Annotated in this window: 17 protein-coding genes and 1 pseudogene; 13 read left to right on the top strand and 5 right to left on the bottom strand. The window is 63.5% G+C overall.

Annotated elements, in window-relative coordinates:
- Positions 1-5: 5 nt before the first annotated feature.
- Both ACWMMN_RS24540 and ACWMMN_RS24535 read left to right on the top strand, forming a co-directional pair.
- On the top strand, positions 6-431 hold the full coding sequence (locus tag ACWMMN_RS24540; protein ID WP_486424096.1) for a hypothetical protein: 426 nt from the start codon (positions 6-8) through the stop codon (positions 429-431).
- On the top strand, positions 428-1018 hold the full coding sequence (locus ACWMMN_RS24535; protein ID WP_486423239.1) for an SCO family protein: 591 nt from the start codon (positions 428-430) through the stop codon (positions 1016-1018). The genes ACWMMN_RS24540 and ACWMMN_RS24535 overlap by 4 nt, the downstream gene beginning before the upstream one ends.
- A gap of 77 nt (positions 1019-1095) precedes the next feature.
- Here the strand turns inward: ACWMMN_RS24535 and ACWMMN_RS24530 are convergent, their stop codons facing one another.
- From ACWMMN_RS24530 to ACWMMN_RS24520, 3 genes are read right to left on the bottom strand one after another with little or no spacing between them, the layout of a single operon-like run.
- Complete coding sequence (locus tag ACWMMN_RS24530; RefSeq protein ID WP_486423238.1) at positions 1096-1992, bottom strand: DMT family transporter; 897 nt, start codon at positions 1990-1992, stop codon at positions 1096-1098.
- Between the two features lie 7 nt (positions 1993-1999).
- The gene (locus ACWMMN_RS24525) at positions 2000-2788 is read right to left on the bottom strand and encodes a DUF2182 domain-containing protein (RefSeq protein WP_059240607.1); all 789 of its coding nucleotides are present in this window, start codon (positions 2786-2788) and stop codon (positions 2000-2002) included.
- A 23-nt stretch (positions 2789-2811) separates the two neighbouring features.
- A complete protein-coding gene (locus ACWMMN_RS24520; RefSeq protein ID WP_059240606.1) occupies positions 2812-3414 on the bottom strand; it encodes a DUF1326 domain-containing protein in 603 nt (200 codons plus the stop codon).
- 325 nt (positions 3415-3739) lie between these two features.
- Between ACWMMN_RS24520 and ACWMMN_RS24515 the strand changes: the two genes are divergently transcribed.
- Positions 3740-4144: a lysozyme inhibitor LprI family protein gene (locus ACWMMN_RS24515; protein WP_059240605.1), complete on the top strand. Its 405-nt coding sequence runs from the start codon at positions 3740-3742 to the stop codon at positions 4142-4144.
- A gap of 38 nt (positions 4145-4182) precedes the next feature.
- On the opposite strand, the gene ACWMMN_RS24510 is transcribed toward ACWMMN_RS24515, so the two are convergent.
- Positions 4183-4830, bottom strand: a complete 648-nt coding sequence (locus ACWMMN_RS24510) for a response regulator (RefSeq protein ID WP_006483707.1) — start codon at positions 4828-4830, stop codon at positions 4183-4185.
- Positions 4827-6941, bottom strand: a complete 2115-nt coding sequence (locus tag ACWMMN_RS24505; RefSeq protein WP_486423237.1) for a PAS domain S-box protein — start codon at positions 6939-6941, stop codon at positions 4827-4829. The genes ACWMMN_RS24510 and ACWMMN_RS24505 overlap by 4 nt, the downstream gene beginning before the upstream one ends.
- A 320-nt stretch (positions 6942-7261) precedes the next feature.
- On the opposite strand from ACWMMN_RS24505, the gene ACWMMN_RS24500 reads away from it, so the two are divergent.
- From ACWMMN_RS24500 to ACWMMN_RS24455, 10 genes and pseudogenes are all read left to right on the top strand, one after another.
- Positions 7262-7732, top strand: a complete 471-nt coding sequence (locus tag ACWMMN_RS24500) for a universal stress protein (protein ID WP_059240602.1) — start codon at positions 7262-7264, stop codon at positions 7730-7732.
- A gap of 364 nt (positions 7733-8096) precedes the next feature.
- Positions 8097-8603, top strand: coding sequence for a cupin domain-containing protein (locus tag ACWMMN_RS24495; protein WP_174992205.1), 507 nt, complete (start codon positions 8097-8099; stop codon positions 8601-8603).
- A gap of 184 nt (positions 8604-8787) precedes the next feature.
- Positions 8788-9813: a DedA family protein/thiosulfate sulfurtransferase GlpE gene (locus ACWMMN_RS24490; RefSeq protein WP_059240600.1), complete on the top strand. Its 1026-nt coding sequence runs from the start codon at positions 8788-8790 to the stop codon at positions 9811-9813.
- A 630-nt stretch (positions 9814-10443) separates the two neighbouring features.
- Positions 10444-13221, top strand: a complete 2778-nt coding sequence (locus ACWMMN_RS24485; RefSeq protein ID WP_486423236.1) for a type VI secretion system Vgr family protein — start codon at positions 10444-10446, stop codon at positions 13219-13221.
- Positions 13222-13259: 38 nt separating this feature from the next.
- Complete coding sequence (locus tag ACWMMN_RS24480) at positions 13260-15218, top strand: lipase family alpha/beta hydrolase (RefSeq protein WP_226195999.1); 1959 nt, start codon at positions 13260-13262, stop codon at positions 15216-15218.
- Positions 15212-16246, top strand: a complete 1035-nt coding sequence (locus tag ACWMMN_RS24475; protein WP_486423235.1) for a T6SS immunity protein Tli4 family protein — start codon at positions 15212-15214, stop codon at positions 16244-16246. The genes ACWMMN_RS24480 and ACWMMN_RS24475 overlap by 7 nt, the downstream gene beginning before the upstream one ends.
- Before the next feature lie 11 nt (positions 16247-16257).
- Positions 16258-16545 carry a PAAR domain-containing protein gene (locus tag ACWMMN_RS24470; protein ID WP_340624976.1) on the top strand — a complete coding sequence of 96 codons (288 nt, stop codon included), beginning with the start codon at positions 16258-16260 and terminating at the stop codon, positions 16543-16545.
- 80 nt (positions 16546-16625) lie between these two features.
- Positions 16626-17008 (top strand): annotated as a pseudogene (locus ACWMMN_RS24465) (alpha/beta hydrolase); the annotation flags it as partial.
- 74 nt (positions 17009-17082) lie between these two features.
- Entirely contained in the window at positions 17083-18042 is a 960-nt protein-coding gene (locus ACWMMN_RS24460) for a T6SS immunity protein Tli4 family protein (protein ID WP_174992201.1), read from the top strand.
- 11 nt (positions 18043-18053) lie between these two features.
- Positions 18054-18341 (top strand): PAAR domain-containing protein, encoded by a 288-nt coding sequence (locus tag ACWMMN_RS24455; RefSeq protein ID WP_059240597.1) that lies wholly within the window; start codon positions 18054-18056, stop codon positions 18339-18341.
- Positions 18342-18658: the final 317 nt, after the last annotated feature.

Genomic DNA, 18658 nt, shown 5'->3' with positions numbered 1-18658 from the left:
GGCGGATCGCCGCTTGCGTGGCGGCTGCCGGCATCGTCACGGCAATGTCCGGCGGGCGCGCTGCCGCGGCAGACGACGTCACACGCGGCCACGCGCTTTTCGGCGGCGAGGCGCCGCTGCACGGGCGGCTGTCGACCCATCCGGACAGTCTGCCGCCGCAGGTGGTGCACTGCGCGAACTGTCATGCGGCGGGCGCAGGGCCGGCCGTGCCGAACTCGCTTGCGCCGCGTCTCACGCCCGACGGGTTGACCGCGCTGCGCGCCCGGCGGGGCGGCCCGCCGACGCGCTACGATCGCGACGCCTTCTGCGCGCTGCTGCGCACCGGGCTCGATCCGGCCTATGTCCTGATCAACGTCGCGATGCCGCGCTACACGCTCAGCGAGCGCGACTGCACCGCGCTGTGGCGATATCTGAATGGAGGCGTGACGTGAGCACATTCGATGAGCGTGCCCGGCAACGGCGCGCGTGGCTGGCCGCGCTCGCACTGGCGGCGCTGCGGCCCGGCGCGGCGCGCGCCGCGCCGATCGTCGGCTATCACGGCGGGCGTGTCACGCCGTCGGTACCGGTGCCGGACGTGCCGGTGCGCACAGCGGACGGCCGCGCGACCCGCTTGCACACTTTGCTGAACGGCCGGGTGAGCGCATTGCAGCTGTTTTTCACGAGCTGTTCGTCGACCTGTCCGATCCAGGGAGCCGTGTTCCAGCGCGTGCAAGGGTTACTCGGTTCGAACCGACACCGCGACGTGCAGTTGCTGTCGCTCAGCATCAGCCCGCTCGAGGACACGCCCGCGCGGATGCGCGCGTGGCTCGCGCGTTTCCACGCGGGGCCGGGCTGGATCGCGGCCGCACCGGAGCTGCGGGATGTCGACGTGTTGCAGGCGTTGTTCGGCGGTGGTCTCACGGGACTGGACAATCACAGCACCCAGGTCCAGGTGATCGACCGGCGTGGCATGCTGATCTGGCGGACCTACGAATTGCCGTCGGCCGAATCGGTCGCGGACATCCTGCGGCGCGCATGACCGACGCGCCGGCTGACTGTCCGCCGTACGCGCTGGCATCGCGGACGGGGCGGTCGCGGTACGACGCGAGATTCGCGTCACGGCGGCGCGACGTCCGCCCTGCGGGCCCGGCTCGCGAGCACGGCGGCGACGCCGCCGAGGATCGCGGCCGACGCGAGCGCGAGCCGCCAGGTCGGCTGTTCCGACAAAAACAGCACGGCGCCGCATGCGGCGATCGGCGGCACCGACAACTGGACCGCCGCGGCGCGCATCGCGGTCAGGTACCGCAGCGCGGCGTACCAGATCACGTAGCCGATCCCGGAAGTCAGTGCGCCGGACAGCACGGCGAGCACGATGCCGGCCGGCGTCAGGTGAATGCGGGCGGCGAGCACGACGCTCAACGCGAGCGCCAGCGGCGCGGCCCGCATGAAATTGCCGGCGGTCGCCGCGACCGGATCGGTTGTCCGGCGGCCGCGTATCGAATAGATGCCCCACGCAATACCGGCGACCGTCATCAGCGCGGCGCCGCTCGGCGTCGGCGCGGCCAGCCCCGGCGAGACGAGATACAGCAGCCCGGCCAGCGCCGCGCCAAATCCGGCCCAGCCCAGGGGAGCGAACCGTTCGCCGCCGCGCCATCCCGCCGCGAACATCGTGAGTTGCACCGCGCCGAACAGGATCAGCGCCCCGGTGGCGGCGCTGACGGTCAGGTACGCGAACGAGAAGCACACGACGTACGCGAACAGCATCGCCGCCGCGGGCCAGTCCGCCGGCTGGGCGGGCCGCCGCGCACCTGCGCGCGCGACGAGCGCGAGCATCAGCGCGCCCGACACGAGGCGCACGCTGCCGAAACTGGCCGCGTCGATCCGTCCGGCCTGCAGCGCGAGCCGGCACAGCAGCGAATTCGATGCGAATGCAAGCATCGCGACCGACGTCAGCGCGGCGACGCGCACGCCCGGCCGCATGTTCGACGCGAGTGCGGAAGCGGGCGGACGCATCGCGGGCTCACGCGTGGCCGGCGACGATCAGCACGGCCGCGCCGAACAGCGCGGCGCCGAGCGGCGCGGTGAGTTGCCGTCCCCACACGGCGTTCTTCTCGATGGCCATCAGCGCGGCGAGCGCCAGCATCCAGCCGAGGCTGCCGGCCCCGACGACGAACATCAGCAGCATCAGCGCCCAGCAGCACCCCACGCAGAACAGCCCGTGACTCGCGCCCAGCGCGAATGCGTGTCGCCACGGCGTGCGGCCGCGCCAGTGGCCGATCACGAAACCGAGCGGCGTGCGGCAACGCTCGAGGCAGCGCGCCTTCAATCCGCTGAACTGAAACGCGCCGGCGAGCGCGAAGACGGCCGCGCCGATCAACCAGCCGCGCCACGCAAGCGCCGGCACGTGTGCGACACCGGTCAGCAGCAGCGCGTGCAGGCCGTGCGCGACGAGACCGAAGCCGCTCCATGCCGCGACGTAGCCGAGGCCGACGAGGGCGAGCAGCCACGTGCGGTCGGGGCGGCCCGACACGACGCGCGCGAATGTGTCGAACAGCGTCAGCGTCGTCGGCAGCATCATCGCGAGGATCATCAGCGTCCAGGCTGCTGCGTCGAACGCGGCCGGCAGCCACAGTGCCCCGCCCGGCAGCGCGCGGCACAGCGTGCTGAACGGCAAGGACGACGCGTCGTCGCCGTGTTCGAGATAACGCCCGTACGGGCTGCGCGTCCACGCCCACAGCGTGACCCACGCAAACCCGACGAGGCTCGCGAGCACGAACGGAAACAGGCGCCGGTGCAACCGCGCGGCCATGGCCGTTTATGTACGATCGTGATTCATGCGTCGAACAGGAACGTGCTCTGCAGCGCGTTGTGATCCTTCAGATCGACGTCGATGCCGATCGCCGCGTTCTTCGACCGGTAGACGGGCGCCTTGCCGACGAACACGGGGGCGCCGGGTACCGTCGAGAACACCGTGTCGGCCAGCGTCGTCTGCGCGCCGGTCGGGCCGAGATACGGCTCGAGTTCCGCGTGGTAGTCGGTGCCGATCGACAGCGTGCCGCGGGCGCCGACGACATCGAACGTGATCGGCGCGCGCTCGACCGACACGACCTTGCCGATCAGTTTCGCGAGCTCGGCGATCGGGCCGCCGGCCTGGCCCGTATAGACCTTGAGCAGCGCCTGTTCCTGCGCCTCCGACGCCGTGTCGCTGACGAAGATCGCGGCCGTCCAGTTGCCTTGCAGGATGTTGCCCGGCACGCGGCACACGGCGGCGATCGTGTTGCCGCCGACGTCGACGCCGTCGACGGTGCCCTTGTCGACATGCCAGGCGACGATGGTGTCGCAGACGCCGAAATCCGGATCTTCACCGATCCAGCACGGGCACAGCACGCGACAGTTGCAGACCTCGAGCAGACGGCCTTCCAGGTGATAGCTCATGATTTCCTCCAGGTGAGCGACGGCGCTTGCGCGTTGTGCTGGGCGGAGGAAACCGGCTGACGAAACGTCACGCCCGCTCGGCGTCGCGAACGCGAAATGCGCTGAGGAATGCGGCGGAAGCGAAGACGGGATGGATGCGATAGCGCGGCCTGAAACGGCGTATCGATTTTCCAGTGTAGGCGTGCGGGGCCGATATGCAAGGCGCCGGCTGACAACCGTTCGCGCGTGCGCTAGCATCGCGGACGGTGTCGCCGCGCGCCGAGGCGCGGCAGGGCAACCGGCCCGGCACCGGGTTCCACATTTCAACGAACAACAAGGAGCATCCATGCGTGTCTTGACCGGTCTGCTGTGCTCGCTGGCGCTGCTGGCGAACGTCGCCCATGCACAAGCGAATTGTGCGGACGCGACGGATCAGGCGACGATGACGGCGTGTGCCGATCGCGCGTACAAGAAATCCGACGGGGAGCTGAACCGGACCTACCAGGCTGTGACCGGGCGCCTGCGCGATGCGCGGCCGCTCGCCGACAAGCTCGTGAATGCGCAGCGCGCATGGATTGCGTACCGCGATGCCGAATGCAATTTCTCGAGCGCGAACGCAGAGGGCGGCAGCGTGTACCCGATGGTCGTATCGACCTGCCTCGATGATCTGACGAAAGCGCGCACCGAAACGCTGAAGGGCTATCTGTCCTGCGAGGAGGGCGACCTCGCGTGCCCGGTGCCCGCGAAGTAAAGGGCATGCGCGGGCCCGGCCGGGCCCGCGATACCGGGCTAGACGTCGTCCGTTTCGTCGAGCAGCTTGTGCCGCATCGCGTAACGCACCAGTGCCGCTTCGTGCGGCATCTGCATCTTTTCCAGGATCCGGGTCTTGTAGGTGCTGACCGTCTTCGCGCTCACGCATAGCGCGTTCGCGATCTCGGTCAGCGTCTGGCCGGCGGCGATGCGCCGGAACACGTCGAATTCCCGGTCGGACAGCCGCTGGTGCGGCAGCGTCTCGGCCGGCTCGTTCAGGCTCTGTGCGAACTGCTCGGCCATCGCGAGGCTCACGTAAACGCCGCCCGACGCCACCTTCGTGACCGCGCCGACCAGCTCCGCGCTCGCGCTTTCCTTCGTCAGGTAGCCGGACGCGCCCGCGCGGAACGCGCGCACCGCGTATTGCTGCTCCGCGTGCATCGTCAGCACGAGCACGCGCAGCGCGGGCTTCTCGTCCTTGATCTGCTTGATCAGTTCGACGCCGTTGCGGCCCGGCATCGACAGGTCGAGCACGAGCACCTGCGCGGGCGTCGCGCGCACGAGCGCGATCGTCGACGGGCCGTCGCAGGCTTCGCCGGCCACCTCGAATCCGGTGGCGTTCTGGAGAATGTGCCGCAGACCGTCGCGTACGAGCGTATGGTCGTCGGCGATGAGCACCTTGATCATGTGATGAGCGTTTCCTGTTGAACGGTGCTGAGCGGAAATGCAACGGTAATCGAAAAACCGCGCGCGAGCGCGGTGTCGATCGTCACGGTGCCGCCCAGCATGTGTGCGCGTTCGCGAATGCCGATCAGGCCGAACGATTTGTCCTCGTGGGCCGGACCGCCGGGCGCCGCGCCGCGGCCGTTGTCCGCGACGCGCAGCACGCAAAAGCCTTCCTCGATGTCGAGCCGCAGCGCCACGCGCGTCGCATCCGCATGGCGTGCGACGTTCGTCAGCGCTTCCTGGACGATGCGGAACAGCGTGGTCGCGCCTGCGCTGGTGAACGTGAGGCCGCCGGTTTCGATGTGGCGCTCGACATCGATGCCGTAGCGGTTCGTGAAATCGTTCGCGAGCCATTCGATCGCCGGCACGAGGCCGAGATCGTCGAGCATCACCGGCCGCAGGTCGGCCGCGATGCGCCGCACCGACGCGACCGTCGCGTCGATCAGCCGCCGCATGCCCTGCAGGTGCGACTGCACGCCTTCGCCGGGCTGCGCGTGGCCGGGCATGCGCAATTGCTGCTCGACGACCGACAGGTCCATCTTCAGCGCAGTGAGCTGTTGCCCGAGGTCGTCGTGCAGTTCGCGCGCGATGCGCGTCTTTTCCTCTTCGCGCACGTTCTGCAGGTTCGCCGACAGTTCGCGCAACTCCTCGCGCGACTGCTTCAGCGCGTTCTCGGCACGCAGCCGCTCGGTGATGTCGCGCAGCATCACCGTATAAAGCTTGCCCGACGCGTCGCGGATCTGCGAGATCGACGCCTCGATCGGAAACTCCTCGCCGTTCGCGCGCAGCCCGAACAGCACGCGCTGGCGGCCCATCTGCCGCTCGGACACGCCCGTCACGCCGAACTGGTCGACGTGCTTCGCGTGCGCGGCGCGGAACCGCTCGGGGATGAAGCGCGACAGCGGCGCACCGATCGCTTCCATCGCGGACACGCCGAACACCTGCTCGGCCATCGGATTGAAGATCACGACCGTCTGCTTCTCGTCGATCGTGATGATCGCTTCCATCGACGAACGGATGATGCCCATCATCCGCGCCTCGTTGAGGATGCCGCGGCTGCTCGCGCCGGCATCGGCGGCCGCGCCGGCGCGGCCGCGCACCAGCGCATGGACGAGCACCGCGAATGCGATCGACGCGATCAGCCCCGCGCCGAGCACGGTGCCGGCCGCGCGCTGCGCGCCGGTCGCGCTCGGGCGGCCGTCGGCGGAATAGGCGAGCGTCAGCACGGTGCCGCCGAAATTCAGCACGTCGGTGCGCCGCAGCAGGTCGGGCGATGCCGACGCCTCGTCGGTCGTCGTCTCGAGGCTGCCGATTGCGCGCGAATCGCCGCCTGCGGTCATCCACAGGTCGATCCCGCGTTCCGCGTCGAGCGCGCGCTCCACCAGCCGCCGCGGGCTCAGCGCCGCGAACAGCACGCCGTCGGCACCGGCTTCGCGCGTGCCGGACGGCGTGGCGGCCGCGCGCGGCGACGTGGTCACGGGCAGGAACAGCGTAAGGGTGCGTGCGTCGCGCGAGGTATCGTCGTCGACCGGGTGGACGCCGAGCGCGATGTCGCTGGTCTGAAGCGCGCGCGTCAGCGGCGCCGCGTCGGACGCGCCGAAGCGGACGACCGGCGAGTTCGACGCGGGCGCGCTGAGCGCCGCGGCCGCGAGCGGACCGGGCGGCAACGGCTTCGCGCCGGCGAGGGCGCTGCGGGTGGCGGGCGACAGCGGTGCATAGCCGATCTGACGGACCGGCGAGCGGCCGCTGTCGAGATCGAGCGTCTCCGCATAGCGGCGCCATTGCTCGGGCGTCATGTCCGGGACGAGGCCGAACGCGCCGCGCGCGCCTTCGAGCACGGCGACGCCGGCCTGCAACTCGTGGCGCAGCATCGCGGTCACGTGCGTCGTGCGGCGTTCGAAACGCGTACGGACGGCGCCTTGCCACTGCTCGCGCACCAGCAGCGCGACGCCGAGCGACAGCACGGCGCCGGCGCACAGCGCAACGACGCCGGCCGCGAGCGGCTGGCGTAACATGATCTGGAGGCGCGTGGGCCCTCGGGCGTCACGCGTCGGGGTTCCACTGGCGGTCATTCGATGGCCATTCTGTTGTTCGGGCTGCCCGGGGCACTCGGGCAGCGCGGCAAAACCGGGGAAAACTCGCACCGGCTGCGTGCAACGACTATTTTCAAGATGAAATTGTGCGCGTTTTACACGTTTTTTGTAATGGGGTCAGCAGAAATTGCGGCAAATGGCGTGAAGCAGCGGGCGCGCCGGCCGCGCTTGACGCGCATCAACGCGCGCGTCGGCACGTGGGGCAGACTGTTCGGCAGGCGAGCCGGCATCGGGCCGGCTTGCGGTAACGGGCCGCCGTGGCGCCAGGCGCGACGCGTGCCCGGTCGGAGGGACGGACCATGTACAAGCGGATTTTCGTCGGGCTCGACGGCAGCCCGAGCGCGCGTCTCGCGCTGAACGAGGCGATCCGGATCGCGGCGGCGTCCGGCGGTGAAGTGACCTGCGCGTATGTTGTCGAACATCGGCCGCAACTCGTCGATGTGGACGCAGGTTTCGCGGCCGAGCGCGACGGCGATGCGGCCGCGACCGATGCCGCGACGCCGGTGCTCGACGATGCGAAAGCGGTGCTCGCGCAGCAGCATGTGCAGGGCACCGTGCGCGCGCTCGATGCGTACGGCGAGGACGTCGCGACGGTGCTGATGCGCACGGCGGCCGAAGCCGACGCCGACCTGATCGTGATGGGCACCAGCGGGCGGCACGGCCTGCGCCGGCTGTTGCTCGGCAGCGTCGCGGAATCGCTGCTGCGGGCGGCCGACCGGCCCGTGTTGCTGGTGCGGCACGGCGAGCCGGGCGCGACGGCGGCCGCGTAGCCGTACGCGGTACGCGTCGATGCATGCACTGCCCGAGCAGGACGCAGCTGTATGCATTTGTGCCGCACATCTGCCCGATGAAACACGCGAAGCGCTGGCCGGCGCTTCGCGCGCAAGCGCGGCTGTCGCCGCTGTCGCAGCGCGCCGGAAGCGGGCGCCGCGAACCCGCCCGCAGGACCGGGATTGCACGCGCGAGGTTGCATCCCTGCATGCAGTTCTGGCAGCATCGGCCGGTGTCCGCTTGTTCGCCGCGTGCATGGCCGCGGCGATCGACGCAGGGGCATCCGGCTGGAACCGGTCGCACGGGTAATGACCCGGGCCGGCCGCCGGATGCCGGTTTCCTACCTTACCGACGTCATCCGCCATGCCGATTTCCGCCACCGACCTGATTCGCCAGTTCGACCTGCAGCCGCATCCCGAAGGCGGCTATTTCCGTGAAACCTACCGCGCGGCCGATCCGGTCGTGCGTCCGGCCGACGGCGCGCCACGCGCTGCGTCGACCGCGATCTACTACCTGTTGTGCGACGGCGCGTATTCGTCGTGGCACCGGATCCGTTCCGACGAAGTCTGGCATTTCTACGCGGGCGACCCGATCGAAGTGTGGGTGCTCGACGAGCGCGACGGGCTGACGATCCACCGGCTCGGTAACCCGCTCACGCATCCGGGCACCGTGTTCCAGGCGGTCGTGCCGGCCGGCAGCTGGTTCGGTGCGCGTTGCGCGTCGCCGGAGCATGTTGCGCTCGTCGGCTGCACGGTTGCGCCGGGCTTCGAGTTCTCGGAATTCGAGCTGGCGGATGCGGCCGCGCTGGCCGCCGCGTTTCCCGACTACGCGGAGCATGTCGCCCGGCTCGCGCCGCGTCCCGACGTGTGACTGTCACGGAAGTGCCGCCATCGGCGCAAAGCCCGCGCCGATGGCCGGTGTTCCGCGCGATCGCGGCCAAACCCGTTTAGAATGCGCGTGATGCACCGGTCGGTCGCGGACGTGCCGCGGCGACCGTTGCGCAGCCGTCCGACGGCCTCGTCGCGCGGCCCGCATGTCTTCCAGGAGCGCCGCCGTGTGGCACTTTCCGATTGCTATTCCATCGTCGCTCGGCCCATGGGCCGTGTTCGCGAGCGTGTTGATCACGCAGCTCGGCGTGCCGGTGCCGGCCGTACCGATGCTGATTCTCGGCGGCACGATGGCGGCAATGGGGCAGGCATCCTGGGTCAGCATGTTCGCGGCGGCGATCGGCGCGACGATGCTGGCCGATTCGCTGTGGTTCTTCATGGGCCGCACGCGCGGCCGGCGCCTGCTGAATGGCCTCGTGCGCTTCTCGCTGTCGCTCGACACGACGCTGCGCTTTGCCCGTAACGTATTCGAAAGGTATGGCGCACCGCTGCTCGTGCTGTCCAAATTCCTGCCCGGCCTCGGCCTCGTGTCGGCGCCGCTGCTCGGCACGACAGCGATCGGCGTCGGCGTGTTCCTGTTCTGGGATCTGGCTGGCGCGTCGCTGTGGGCTGCGTTCTGGCTGGTCGGCGGCGCGGCCATTCACGACCAGATCGTCCAGTTCGTGCTGTGGGTGCGCGCGAGCGGCGGCACGATCCTCGACGCGTTCCTCGCGATCTTCATCACGTTCCTGCTGTACCGCTGGGTGCGCCGCGTGCAGTTCCGCCGCTATCTCGCGCAGGTGCGCATCTCGCCGCCGCAGCTCGTCGAGATGATGACGTCGGACGAACCGCCGCTGATCTTCGACGCGCGGCCGAAAGCGATCCGCGAGCGCGAGCCGTACCGGATCGCCGGCGCGGTGCCGGTCGATCTCGATTCGCCGGACCTGCTCGATCCGGAATTGCTGAAACGGCCGATCGTCGTCTATTGCGTGTGTCCGAACGAAGCCACGGCCAAGCGCCTGATCGCGAAGATGCAGCGCAAGAAGATGATCCACAACATCCGGGCGCTGAAGGGCGGCCTCGATGCGTGGGAGAAGCACGGCTTCCCGGTCGAACCGATGCCGGCCGATCTCGATGCATCGCGTTATTTCGTGCGGCCGGATCACGGTGCGCTCGAAGGCGAATATACGGTGCGGGCGACGTTGTCCAAGTGACGCTCGAAAAGGTCATTTCTCACGCCCGAGCGCGTGCCGTGTTGCCCCCACGCCGCCTCGATTAACGGCTTCATAACCTGCACCGCCGCTTCCGGACAGATCGCCGCGCGCCTTTCAGGCTGCGACGATAGCGACCTTATCCGCGACGTCATTTCCCGCAGTTGGTCAGCGGACAGCGCAGACAGGGTTTTCAGTTGTTCACAAAGTTCACACGCTTGCGGATTATCTTGCGCGACGCCGGTGAGCCTGTATCCAGTCGTTTTCCCGGGTGGAACGCCCGCTGCAGTTGCGTCTCGCGCATTGACTGCGCCGATTTTCATTCATGCAGTCATTGAGTATCGTAGACGGCGAAAAGGTGTTGCCGGTATTGCGTTGGGCGTTCGACCTTCGGCCTGATATGGCGTTGCCAATTTGTCGATCGATGATTTGATCGTTGCTCGCGTTAATGCTGAAAGTAGACCCCGCGCAAATTCTTGGTGACAGCGACGTGTAAATGATTGCCTGACGTTCGTCGCTTGAGTTTCATTAATCTGAGATAAACTCGGGCAAGAGCGACTTTACGTCGCCACCGGCTGACCGTCTGTTTTTGTGTCGCTGTCGTGACGGTCGAACCTGAGAGAGAAAACGACAATGGATATCAGACCGTCCGCACTCGGGGACCTGGCATCGCGCGACCTCCGTGAGGCGATCAACAGGGGCGTTTTGCAGCAGGGGCGTCTGTTGATGCTCGATACGCCACTTGGCAAGAACACGCTGGTGCCATTACGGGCACGCGGATCGGCCAGAATCGGGCGCGATTATTCGTATACGATCGACGTTGCGTCGACACGCGACGATACTGCGCTGCTGTCGCTGATGCACCAGCCCGTTACGCTGCAGATTCAGCAGGTCACTGCGCCCTTTGCCGTTCCCGTTTATCGTCCGGTCCATGGTTTCGTGCATCGGGTCGCCTATCTGGGCGGAAACGGTGGACTTTCGACGTACCAGATCGAGTTTTCGTCGGCGCTGGTCTTCCTTGAAAAAACCCACAACGAAGAAGGCTGGCTCGAGAAAGACGCCCGGGAAATCATTTCCGACGTGCTCGATCGGTATCCACAATTGCGCGGGCAGTATCGTTTCGCACTGTCGTCCGATCCCGCCAAGCGTTCATGGTGCAGGCAGAGCGAATCCGATCTTCACTTCGTGAACCGTTTGGCTGAGGCCGAGGGTTGGTATTTCTACTGGGTCCACGAAAGCGGTGACACACCCAAGACGACGCTCGTCGTCGTGGACCGCGTCTCGACACTGCCTGAAGCAAAGCCGGTCGAATTTATCCGCGCAAACGACAGCAACGAGTCCGACGGTTTCGCCCATTGGGCCGCCGTGCAGACGATGCAGAGCACGCGATACATGTCACGTGCGTTTGACTACAAGCGGCCCGCTTCCGATTTTCAGGTTGAGAGTGCACTCGCCGCGACAAGTTTTGTTGTGGACGAGCCTCGTCAGAACGCCGAGCAAAGCGTTCCTGACGCGCCGATGACGGTTTATGAATCGACGGCCTACGGATATTCCAGCTCGGACACGGGTGAGGCGCGCGCGAGGCGGCGCGTGCAGGTATGGGATGCGCGTGCAAGCCGATATTTCGGTGTAGGCGGCGTGCGTTGGCTCGATGCCGGTTCGAGGTTTGTGTTGAACGGACATCCCCGTCACGGAGACGGCGACGCGAAGAAGCGGGAGTTTCTGACCGTTGAGGCGCGCTGGTACATCGAGAACAACGTGCCGGTCGGCCAACAGATCGTCGAGTTTCCGCAAAGTCTTCGCGCAACGCTCGCCGAACAGCAGGCAATTCACCACGAGCGATTCAATACACCCGGACATGAGGCCGATGGCTCGGCAGGATTTTTCGTGCTTGAAGTCGAGGCGCAGCCCGCGACGGTCGAATACCGGAGCCCGCTGGATCATCCCAAGCCGGTCATGGCCATCGAACATGCGCTCGTCGTGACGCCGGACGGTGCGGAAGCGTGGACGAACGACCGGAACCAGATCAGGGTGCATTTCGCGTGGGATCACAAGAATCCGGCGGACACCTTCAATTCGTCGCCATTGCTGTCGTCGCTTCAATCCGATACGGGCAATGGTTACGGCGCGGTTCACGTTCCAAGAGCGCGCGAATGGGTCATCGTCGGCTACTGGAACGGTGACTGCGACAAGCCGTTCGTATTGGGACGTATCAATGGCGGCACGACGCCGTCTCAATGGCATTCAAATGCGTTGATGTCCGGGTTCCAGTCGGAGGGGTTCGGCAAGACCGGCGCCTACAACTCGCTTGTCCATGACGATTCCACGAATCAAAGCGGGACGCGGCTGGTCAGCTATACCGGCAAAAGCTATGCGGCCCTGACGCAGGGCTACCTGATCAAGCACGACGGCAACACGCGTGGCCAGTATCTGGGTGCCGGTTTCATCCTGCACGCTGACGAGTTCGGTGCGGTTCGTGCCAGTAAGGGATTGTCCATCAGCGCCCATTCGAAAGCCTACGACGACGAACAAATGGGCGTGGAAGAGGCGCGATCGCGGTTGCAGCAGGCGGAGATGCTGATCGAATCGCTGTCTAGCGCAAGCACGACCGCTCAGGCGGAATCGCTGCAAACCGGACAGGACGCGCTCAAGACGCTGTCGAAGGATATCCGGCACCCGGTGTCGGGAGATACGTCAGGCGGGATAACGGCGGGCGGTGGCACCGGCAGCGCCAACGGATTTGCGCAACCGAACATCCTGGTATCGACGCCGAAAGACATTGCACTGGTCGCGGACAACTCGGCGCATATCGTGGCGGAGAAAGAGGTCAACGTCGTCAGTAACGAGAATACGTATGTTGCAACGGGGAAGTCGCTCGTTGTGGCGGCCGCGGAAAAGGTCAGCTTCTTCGCGCAGAAACTGGGGGCATTCTTCGTCACGGCGAAAGGTCCGATCAAGCTCTCGGCCAATACGGACGACGTGAACGTCAACGCGGGCAAAGACGTGACCGTGAAGGCCAAGCGCATTGTGCTCGATGCCGACGAAATCATCGTCAAGGCGGGGGGCTCGTACACGAGATGGGTGGCGGCGGGTATCGAAGACGGCACGCAAGGTCCGCGCACGATCAAATCGGCGTCGCTCAGCAGGCAAGGGCCGAGTTCGATTGCGCAGCATATGAACAGCCTGCCGCAGACCAAATTCAACGATCCGTACGTATTGCGCGATCGTATCTCCGGCGAAGTGCTGAAGAATCACCCCTATGAACTGGTGCGGGGCGACGGCACTCGTATCAAGGGAGTGACGAATGAGTTGGGCCACGTTGCCGAACAGAAAAATGAGGATATCGAGACGCTGAAATTGCATGCGCTTCGACCGGAACCGCCCGCGAGCCCGAGCAACGGCTCGGAGTGAGCCCTTCTTGAACGATTCAAACTGATCCAGAAAACTCTATGAGCGACAATCAGGCAGGCAATCAAGGGGGCGACTCGCCGTTCAGCGACGATGCCGAGCAAGAAGTTGTGCGACAGATGGGGCGGACTGCGCCGGACGGCTCGTCGTATGGAACGTTTACGCTCACCCCGGCGAGCGATACGCGGCAAAAGGAGTTGCTTTGCGATGTGCGACCGATTATTCCGGTGATTTTTCTACCAGGTATCATGGGATCGCTCTTAGCGAACAAGAAGACCGGTGAGGAAATGTTCTATGCGCCGAATACGGACGGCATGCTGGGAAATCTCGCAGCACTGCCCGCTCTTATCGGGTTATGGTGTCAAGGGCCCTCTTCGCGACAAACCGATTTCAACCCGGAAAACGCCGCAGTTACCCCGCTCGGGCCGATTAATGTCGGCAAGCATGGCAACAACAACGCGCCCGAGCAATCCATCGACGAAGCAGAAGCGAGGCGACGTGGCTGGGGCTCGATCCATCGCACAAGCTACCACCCGGTATTGGCGTGGCTCGAAGAAACGCTGAATCAACCGAAGATGCTCGGCGAGCCACATGGACCTTGGATCAACCCCGACCCCAACGGCGAGAAGTGGACGCTTTCCCCAGTGATCGGAACCGATCCGGCAAAGTACGGCGCCTTTGGTGGCGGCGGTCCGATTGAACTGGATTCCCTGGAGTTTGCTCATTTCACAAAATTCCGATATCGCGTGTATGCCATCGGCTACAACTGGCTACAATCGAATGACGCTTCCGCGAAACAAGTCGTCGATGGTTCCGATTACGAAGACCCGCAGACCAAGAAAAAGACGCGCCTGATGGGTATCAAGGAGATTATCGCTGAGAATCATAGCGACAAGGCGATCATACTGACGCATTCCATGGGAGGGCTGGTGGCTCGGTTTGCGCTCGCGAATTGTGACGCTGAGAATTTGATTCACGGTGTCTTCCATAACGTTCAGCCTGCAACGGGCGCGCCAATTGTGGCGAAGAGGTTCAGAACCGGTGGTGGAAATGAAGGCGGGATGAACAGCTTCATCAACGGTGCACTTGCTGGACCGACGGCGAAGAGCTTTGCGGGGGTAGCGGCAAATTCGCCAGGAGCGCTGGAGTTGCTGCCAATGCCGGATTATCGCGAAAAGGAGCCGTGGTGGATATTTGCACGAATCAATGGTGATCCTGTCATGCAATTGCCTCAGAATGGAAGTGCGTTCAAGGAAATCTATGCAAATAAAAAATGGTATGGATTGGCGCCTGAGGAAGAATTGCTTGATCCCACCGGGAATGTTAAAGAGCGACTCAATCTGGCGGGTTATGGCCAGACGGTTTACGAGAACTTCGTAACCACTCTGGGCTTGGTAACTGATAGTCAAATCCAAATAACCAACAGATACCACGCACAAACATACGTGTCCTATGGGAATGGTGGATTGCCTCCTGGGATGCCGGAGGATGAAGGAAAGAACGCTGCGGGCAAGCAAAAAATCGAGAAAGGCCAGAAGCTGGGCGAGCTACTTTCATGGGGGAAAGTGGTTTGGACCGGAAATGTGCCGATGGACGTAACAGAGGACGAGTTGCGCGCCGCGACTTTTCTCTCCGACTCGTACAGTGGGAAATACAGCGGGAAAGTCCGTGTGCATTTGGAGGCGCGTAACCTGACCGTAGAGTTTGAGGTGCAGAAGGTTGCGAAACTACCTAACGGGACTGGCGCCGTCTGCATCTCGCTCGAAGATACCAAAAATGGAATTATTCCAGGTGACGGTACCGTGCCTGTATGGTCGGCTCGCAGCCAGGCGCGCGGGGTCAAACCGGGTGTAAAAGGTGACCCAGCCAAGGGTGTGCAGATGGTATTCGAGCAGGGTGGCTATCCTCATCAATTTAGCTACGAGCACCCGTGGGCGCGATGGGCGTTACTCTATAGCATTGTGCAGATCGTAAAAAATGTGAAGGAGCCTTCATGTTGAAATTCGGTGGAAGACTATTTTTATTTGCCATTTGCATATCTGCTTATTCAGTCGCGCATTCTGGGGAATCAAGTATGTCAAATCCTTTGTGGTCCAAGTTGCGGCCATGGTGTATCGGTCGATTCGTATTCGATAGGCCGGTAGCAAGTGAGATATCCAATCAAAAATATCAATATCGCGGGGACGTGCTGGATGCCAGGCGCGGCGTGTCATCTGGTGTTTTCAGGGAACACATTAGCTCTTTGGAAACTAGTCTGAAGTCAAAGATGCGTACTGACCCTGGTGGCGGCAAGGCTGGTGGTCATGCATGGTTAGAGAAAGTGCTTTCACCGACAGCAAGTTCTCGGGTTTTTGTATATCAAAAGATCTCGACCGAAGGTGTGACGTTCGCATATGACACGGAAGGGTATATTTACGCCGATGATGTGCTGTTTCATACTGTCGGTAGAATTGGTTCGTCGGCTCTTGGGCGCGTTGACGAGCTTTATAACGATACTTACAGAAGAGTTGAGGCTCGTGACAACTGGTCTGTTCCGAGGCAGACCGGATTCTGTATCGATAACGGAATTATCACGGGATCGTCAGTCTATACAGAGGAGGTGAGTCAATCCTTTGCGCTGATGCCGGGGCGCCCCGCATTGCTGGTCATTCAGATGCGAAACGCATTGAATTCGGATCAGAAGCAATCGCTGACTAAAACACTTCCCGAGTTGCGAGCGCAACTGGATAGGTTGCCGGGGAGTTATCGGATTCTGCGTGAAGGTAAACGCACGATTGCAGGAATAGAGGCGGAGGAGGTGTTGTTCGCAGTGAAGGCTGGCGATATCACGGCTTATAGGTTCTATTTGTTTGCGCCGGGCAATCCGGGCACGTTGGCCAAACCGAATACGTCGGTTCAATTGCTGTTCGGGGCGGTACGTTCGGATATGGCGCCGGAAGAGGCGACGTCACCAGTAGACGAAACTGGCGCCCTGCAAACATGGGACACGCTGCTGAACAGCCTGCGACTCCGTCCTGGCGCGGTGTGAGCGAGGGCGCCATGCGACGCTACGACATTGTGAAAGGCGACACGACGACGGTCGGTGGCATCGTGCAGGGCGGTGACGGACAGGACGTGCTGCACGGTCGCGAACAAGCGTATGAACACGATCCGGTGTGGTGCCCGGTGTGCAAGACACTCGGCGTGATCGTGTGCGACGGCCCACGTCATTCGAGCACCGGGCCGGATGGCCGACAGTCGGCGCTAAGCGACGATCTCTGTCGGTGCGCATGTCCGACGCCGCCAAAGCTGGTGGCGTCGCAATCGGTCTCGTATATCGAGATCTGAGCCTCCGAACGCGCGTGGCATCGCGCACATTCAAATTCGGCTCCCGGTTTCACGCTTCACGATCTCTACGAAAATCGGCTGGCGTGACGGAGGAAGAGCTACGCGCTGCAAGGTTCCTCGGTGAGAAACACGATGATTCTCACACCAGGACGCTGCGCGTTCGCTCGGGTTCGCGCAACGTCACGGTCGAATTCGAGGTGCAGAAGGTAGCGAAACTACCGCCGGGCAGCGACGCTGCCTGATCCCAAAAAACGGCATCGTGCTAGGTGACGGAACGGTGCCGGTCTGGTCGGCGGAGGCCCCAGCCCGCGGCGCAGAAGGTAGCGCGGCTCACGGCGTACAAATGGCGTTTGACCAAGGAGGCTATGTGCATCAGGAAAGCTATAACCATCCGTGGGCGCGCTGGGCGCTCCTCTACAGCATCGTGCAAATCGCGCAAGATGCCCCGGAGCCGAAATGTTGACGAGAATTGGCCGACTCCTGTTCTTAATGATGGGCGTGTGCGCCTGTTCGATGACCTTTTCAGTGGAACCAACGATGACGAATCCCTTGTTGTCCAAGCCACGCCCGTGGTGCATCGGCCGCTTTGTTTTCGGCCGGCCTGCAGCAAGCGAAATCTCGAATCAGCGGTACGCGTTTCGAGGAGAGAAACTGGAGACGCAACACAATGCGTCAATTACCACATATCGAGCAAAAATAGGCGATTTGGAAAAATCCCTGATCACAAACAAGCGTATCGATCCGAGCGACAATAATAAACCGACGAATCATTCCTGGCTGGAAGCGGAGGTTTCGCCACGAGGCGACTCCAAAGCTTTTGTTTATCAGATGTCACACACCGATGGAATAAAGCTGTCGTTTAAATCTGAGGGTTTCGTTTTTGACGGCGAGGAAATATTTCATACAACCGGATCATTTGGCCCGGATGCATTGAGTAAATTCAAGGGGTTTTATACTGATCTCTATCCGCGCATCAAGTCGCGCGACAACTGGTCGGTTCCAACCGAATCGGGCTTCTGCTTCGATGGCGGAATCGTCACGGGGTCTTCAACCTATCCTGAAGAAGCCAGCCAGTCGTTCGCGCTGATGCCGGGACGGCCGGCATTACTCGTGATCCAGATGCGCAAATCGATGAGCGAGGACCAAGGTCAACCATTGACCAAGACGCTTCCTGAACTGCGCGCGAAGATGGATCAGGTATCGAGCGGCAGCTACCGAATCCTGCGACAAGGCAAACGCACGGTGGCCGGGATGGATGCCGAAGAAGTGCTGTTCGCGCTGAAGGAAGGCGAGATCACGTCCTACCGCTTCTACCTGCTCGCGCCGGGCGATCCGAGCACGTTGGCAAAGCCGCACACGGCCATTCAGTTGCTGCTCGGTGCGAGCAGTCCTGATTTGAAGCCTGACGAAGCGACGTCCCCGGTGGACGAAACTGGCGCCCTGCAAACGTGGGACACGCTGCTGAACAGCCTGCGACTCCGTCCTGGCGCGGTGTGAGCGAGGGCGCCATGCGACGCTACGACATTGTGAAAGGCGACACGACGACGGTCGGTGGCATCGTGCAGGGCGGTGACGGACAGGACGTGCTCCACGGTCGCGAACAAGCGTATGAACACGATCCGGTGTGGTGCCCGGTGTGCAAGACACTCGGCGTGATCGTGTGCGACGGCCCACGTCATTCGAGCACCGGGCCGGATGGCCGGCAGTCGGCGCTAAGCGACGATCTCTGTCGGTGCGCATGTCCGACGCCGCCAAAGCTGGTGGCGTCGCAATCGGTCTCCTGTATCGAGATCTGAACCTCCGAATGCGCGCAACATCGCGCGCATTCGAATTCGGCTTCCGGCATTTCACGTACAACGATTCCTACGAAAATCGGCTGACACGAAACCGCTGATCCTCCCTATAATCCCGCCTGCATATTGTGTGCGCTCGATTGCGCACATTCGACGCGTGTTCGTTCACGCCGAAATCGATTGATCCCGTTGTCGCCCGACACGTGCACAGCCGCGTCACACGGGCCGCTCGGGCGTATTCCGTGAAAGGCCCGATCCGTTTTCCGGATTGTTCCGGGAAGTGCGGATAATCCGCGGCGATTCCGATCGGATTGACGCAA

It is taken from the genome of Burkholderia cepacia complex sp. TUM26381 (assembly GCF_057439935.1).
This window is presented reverse-complemented; position numbering and strand designations above follow the sequence as displayed.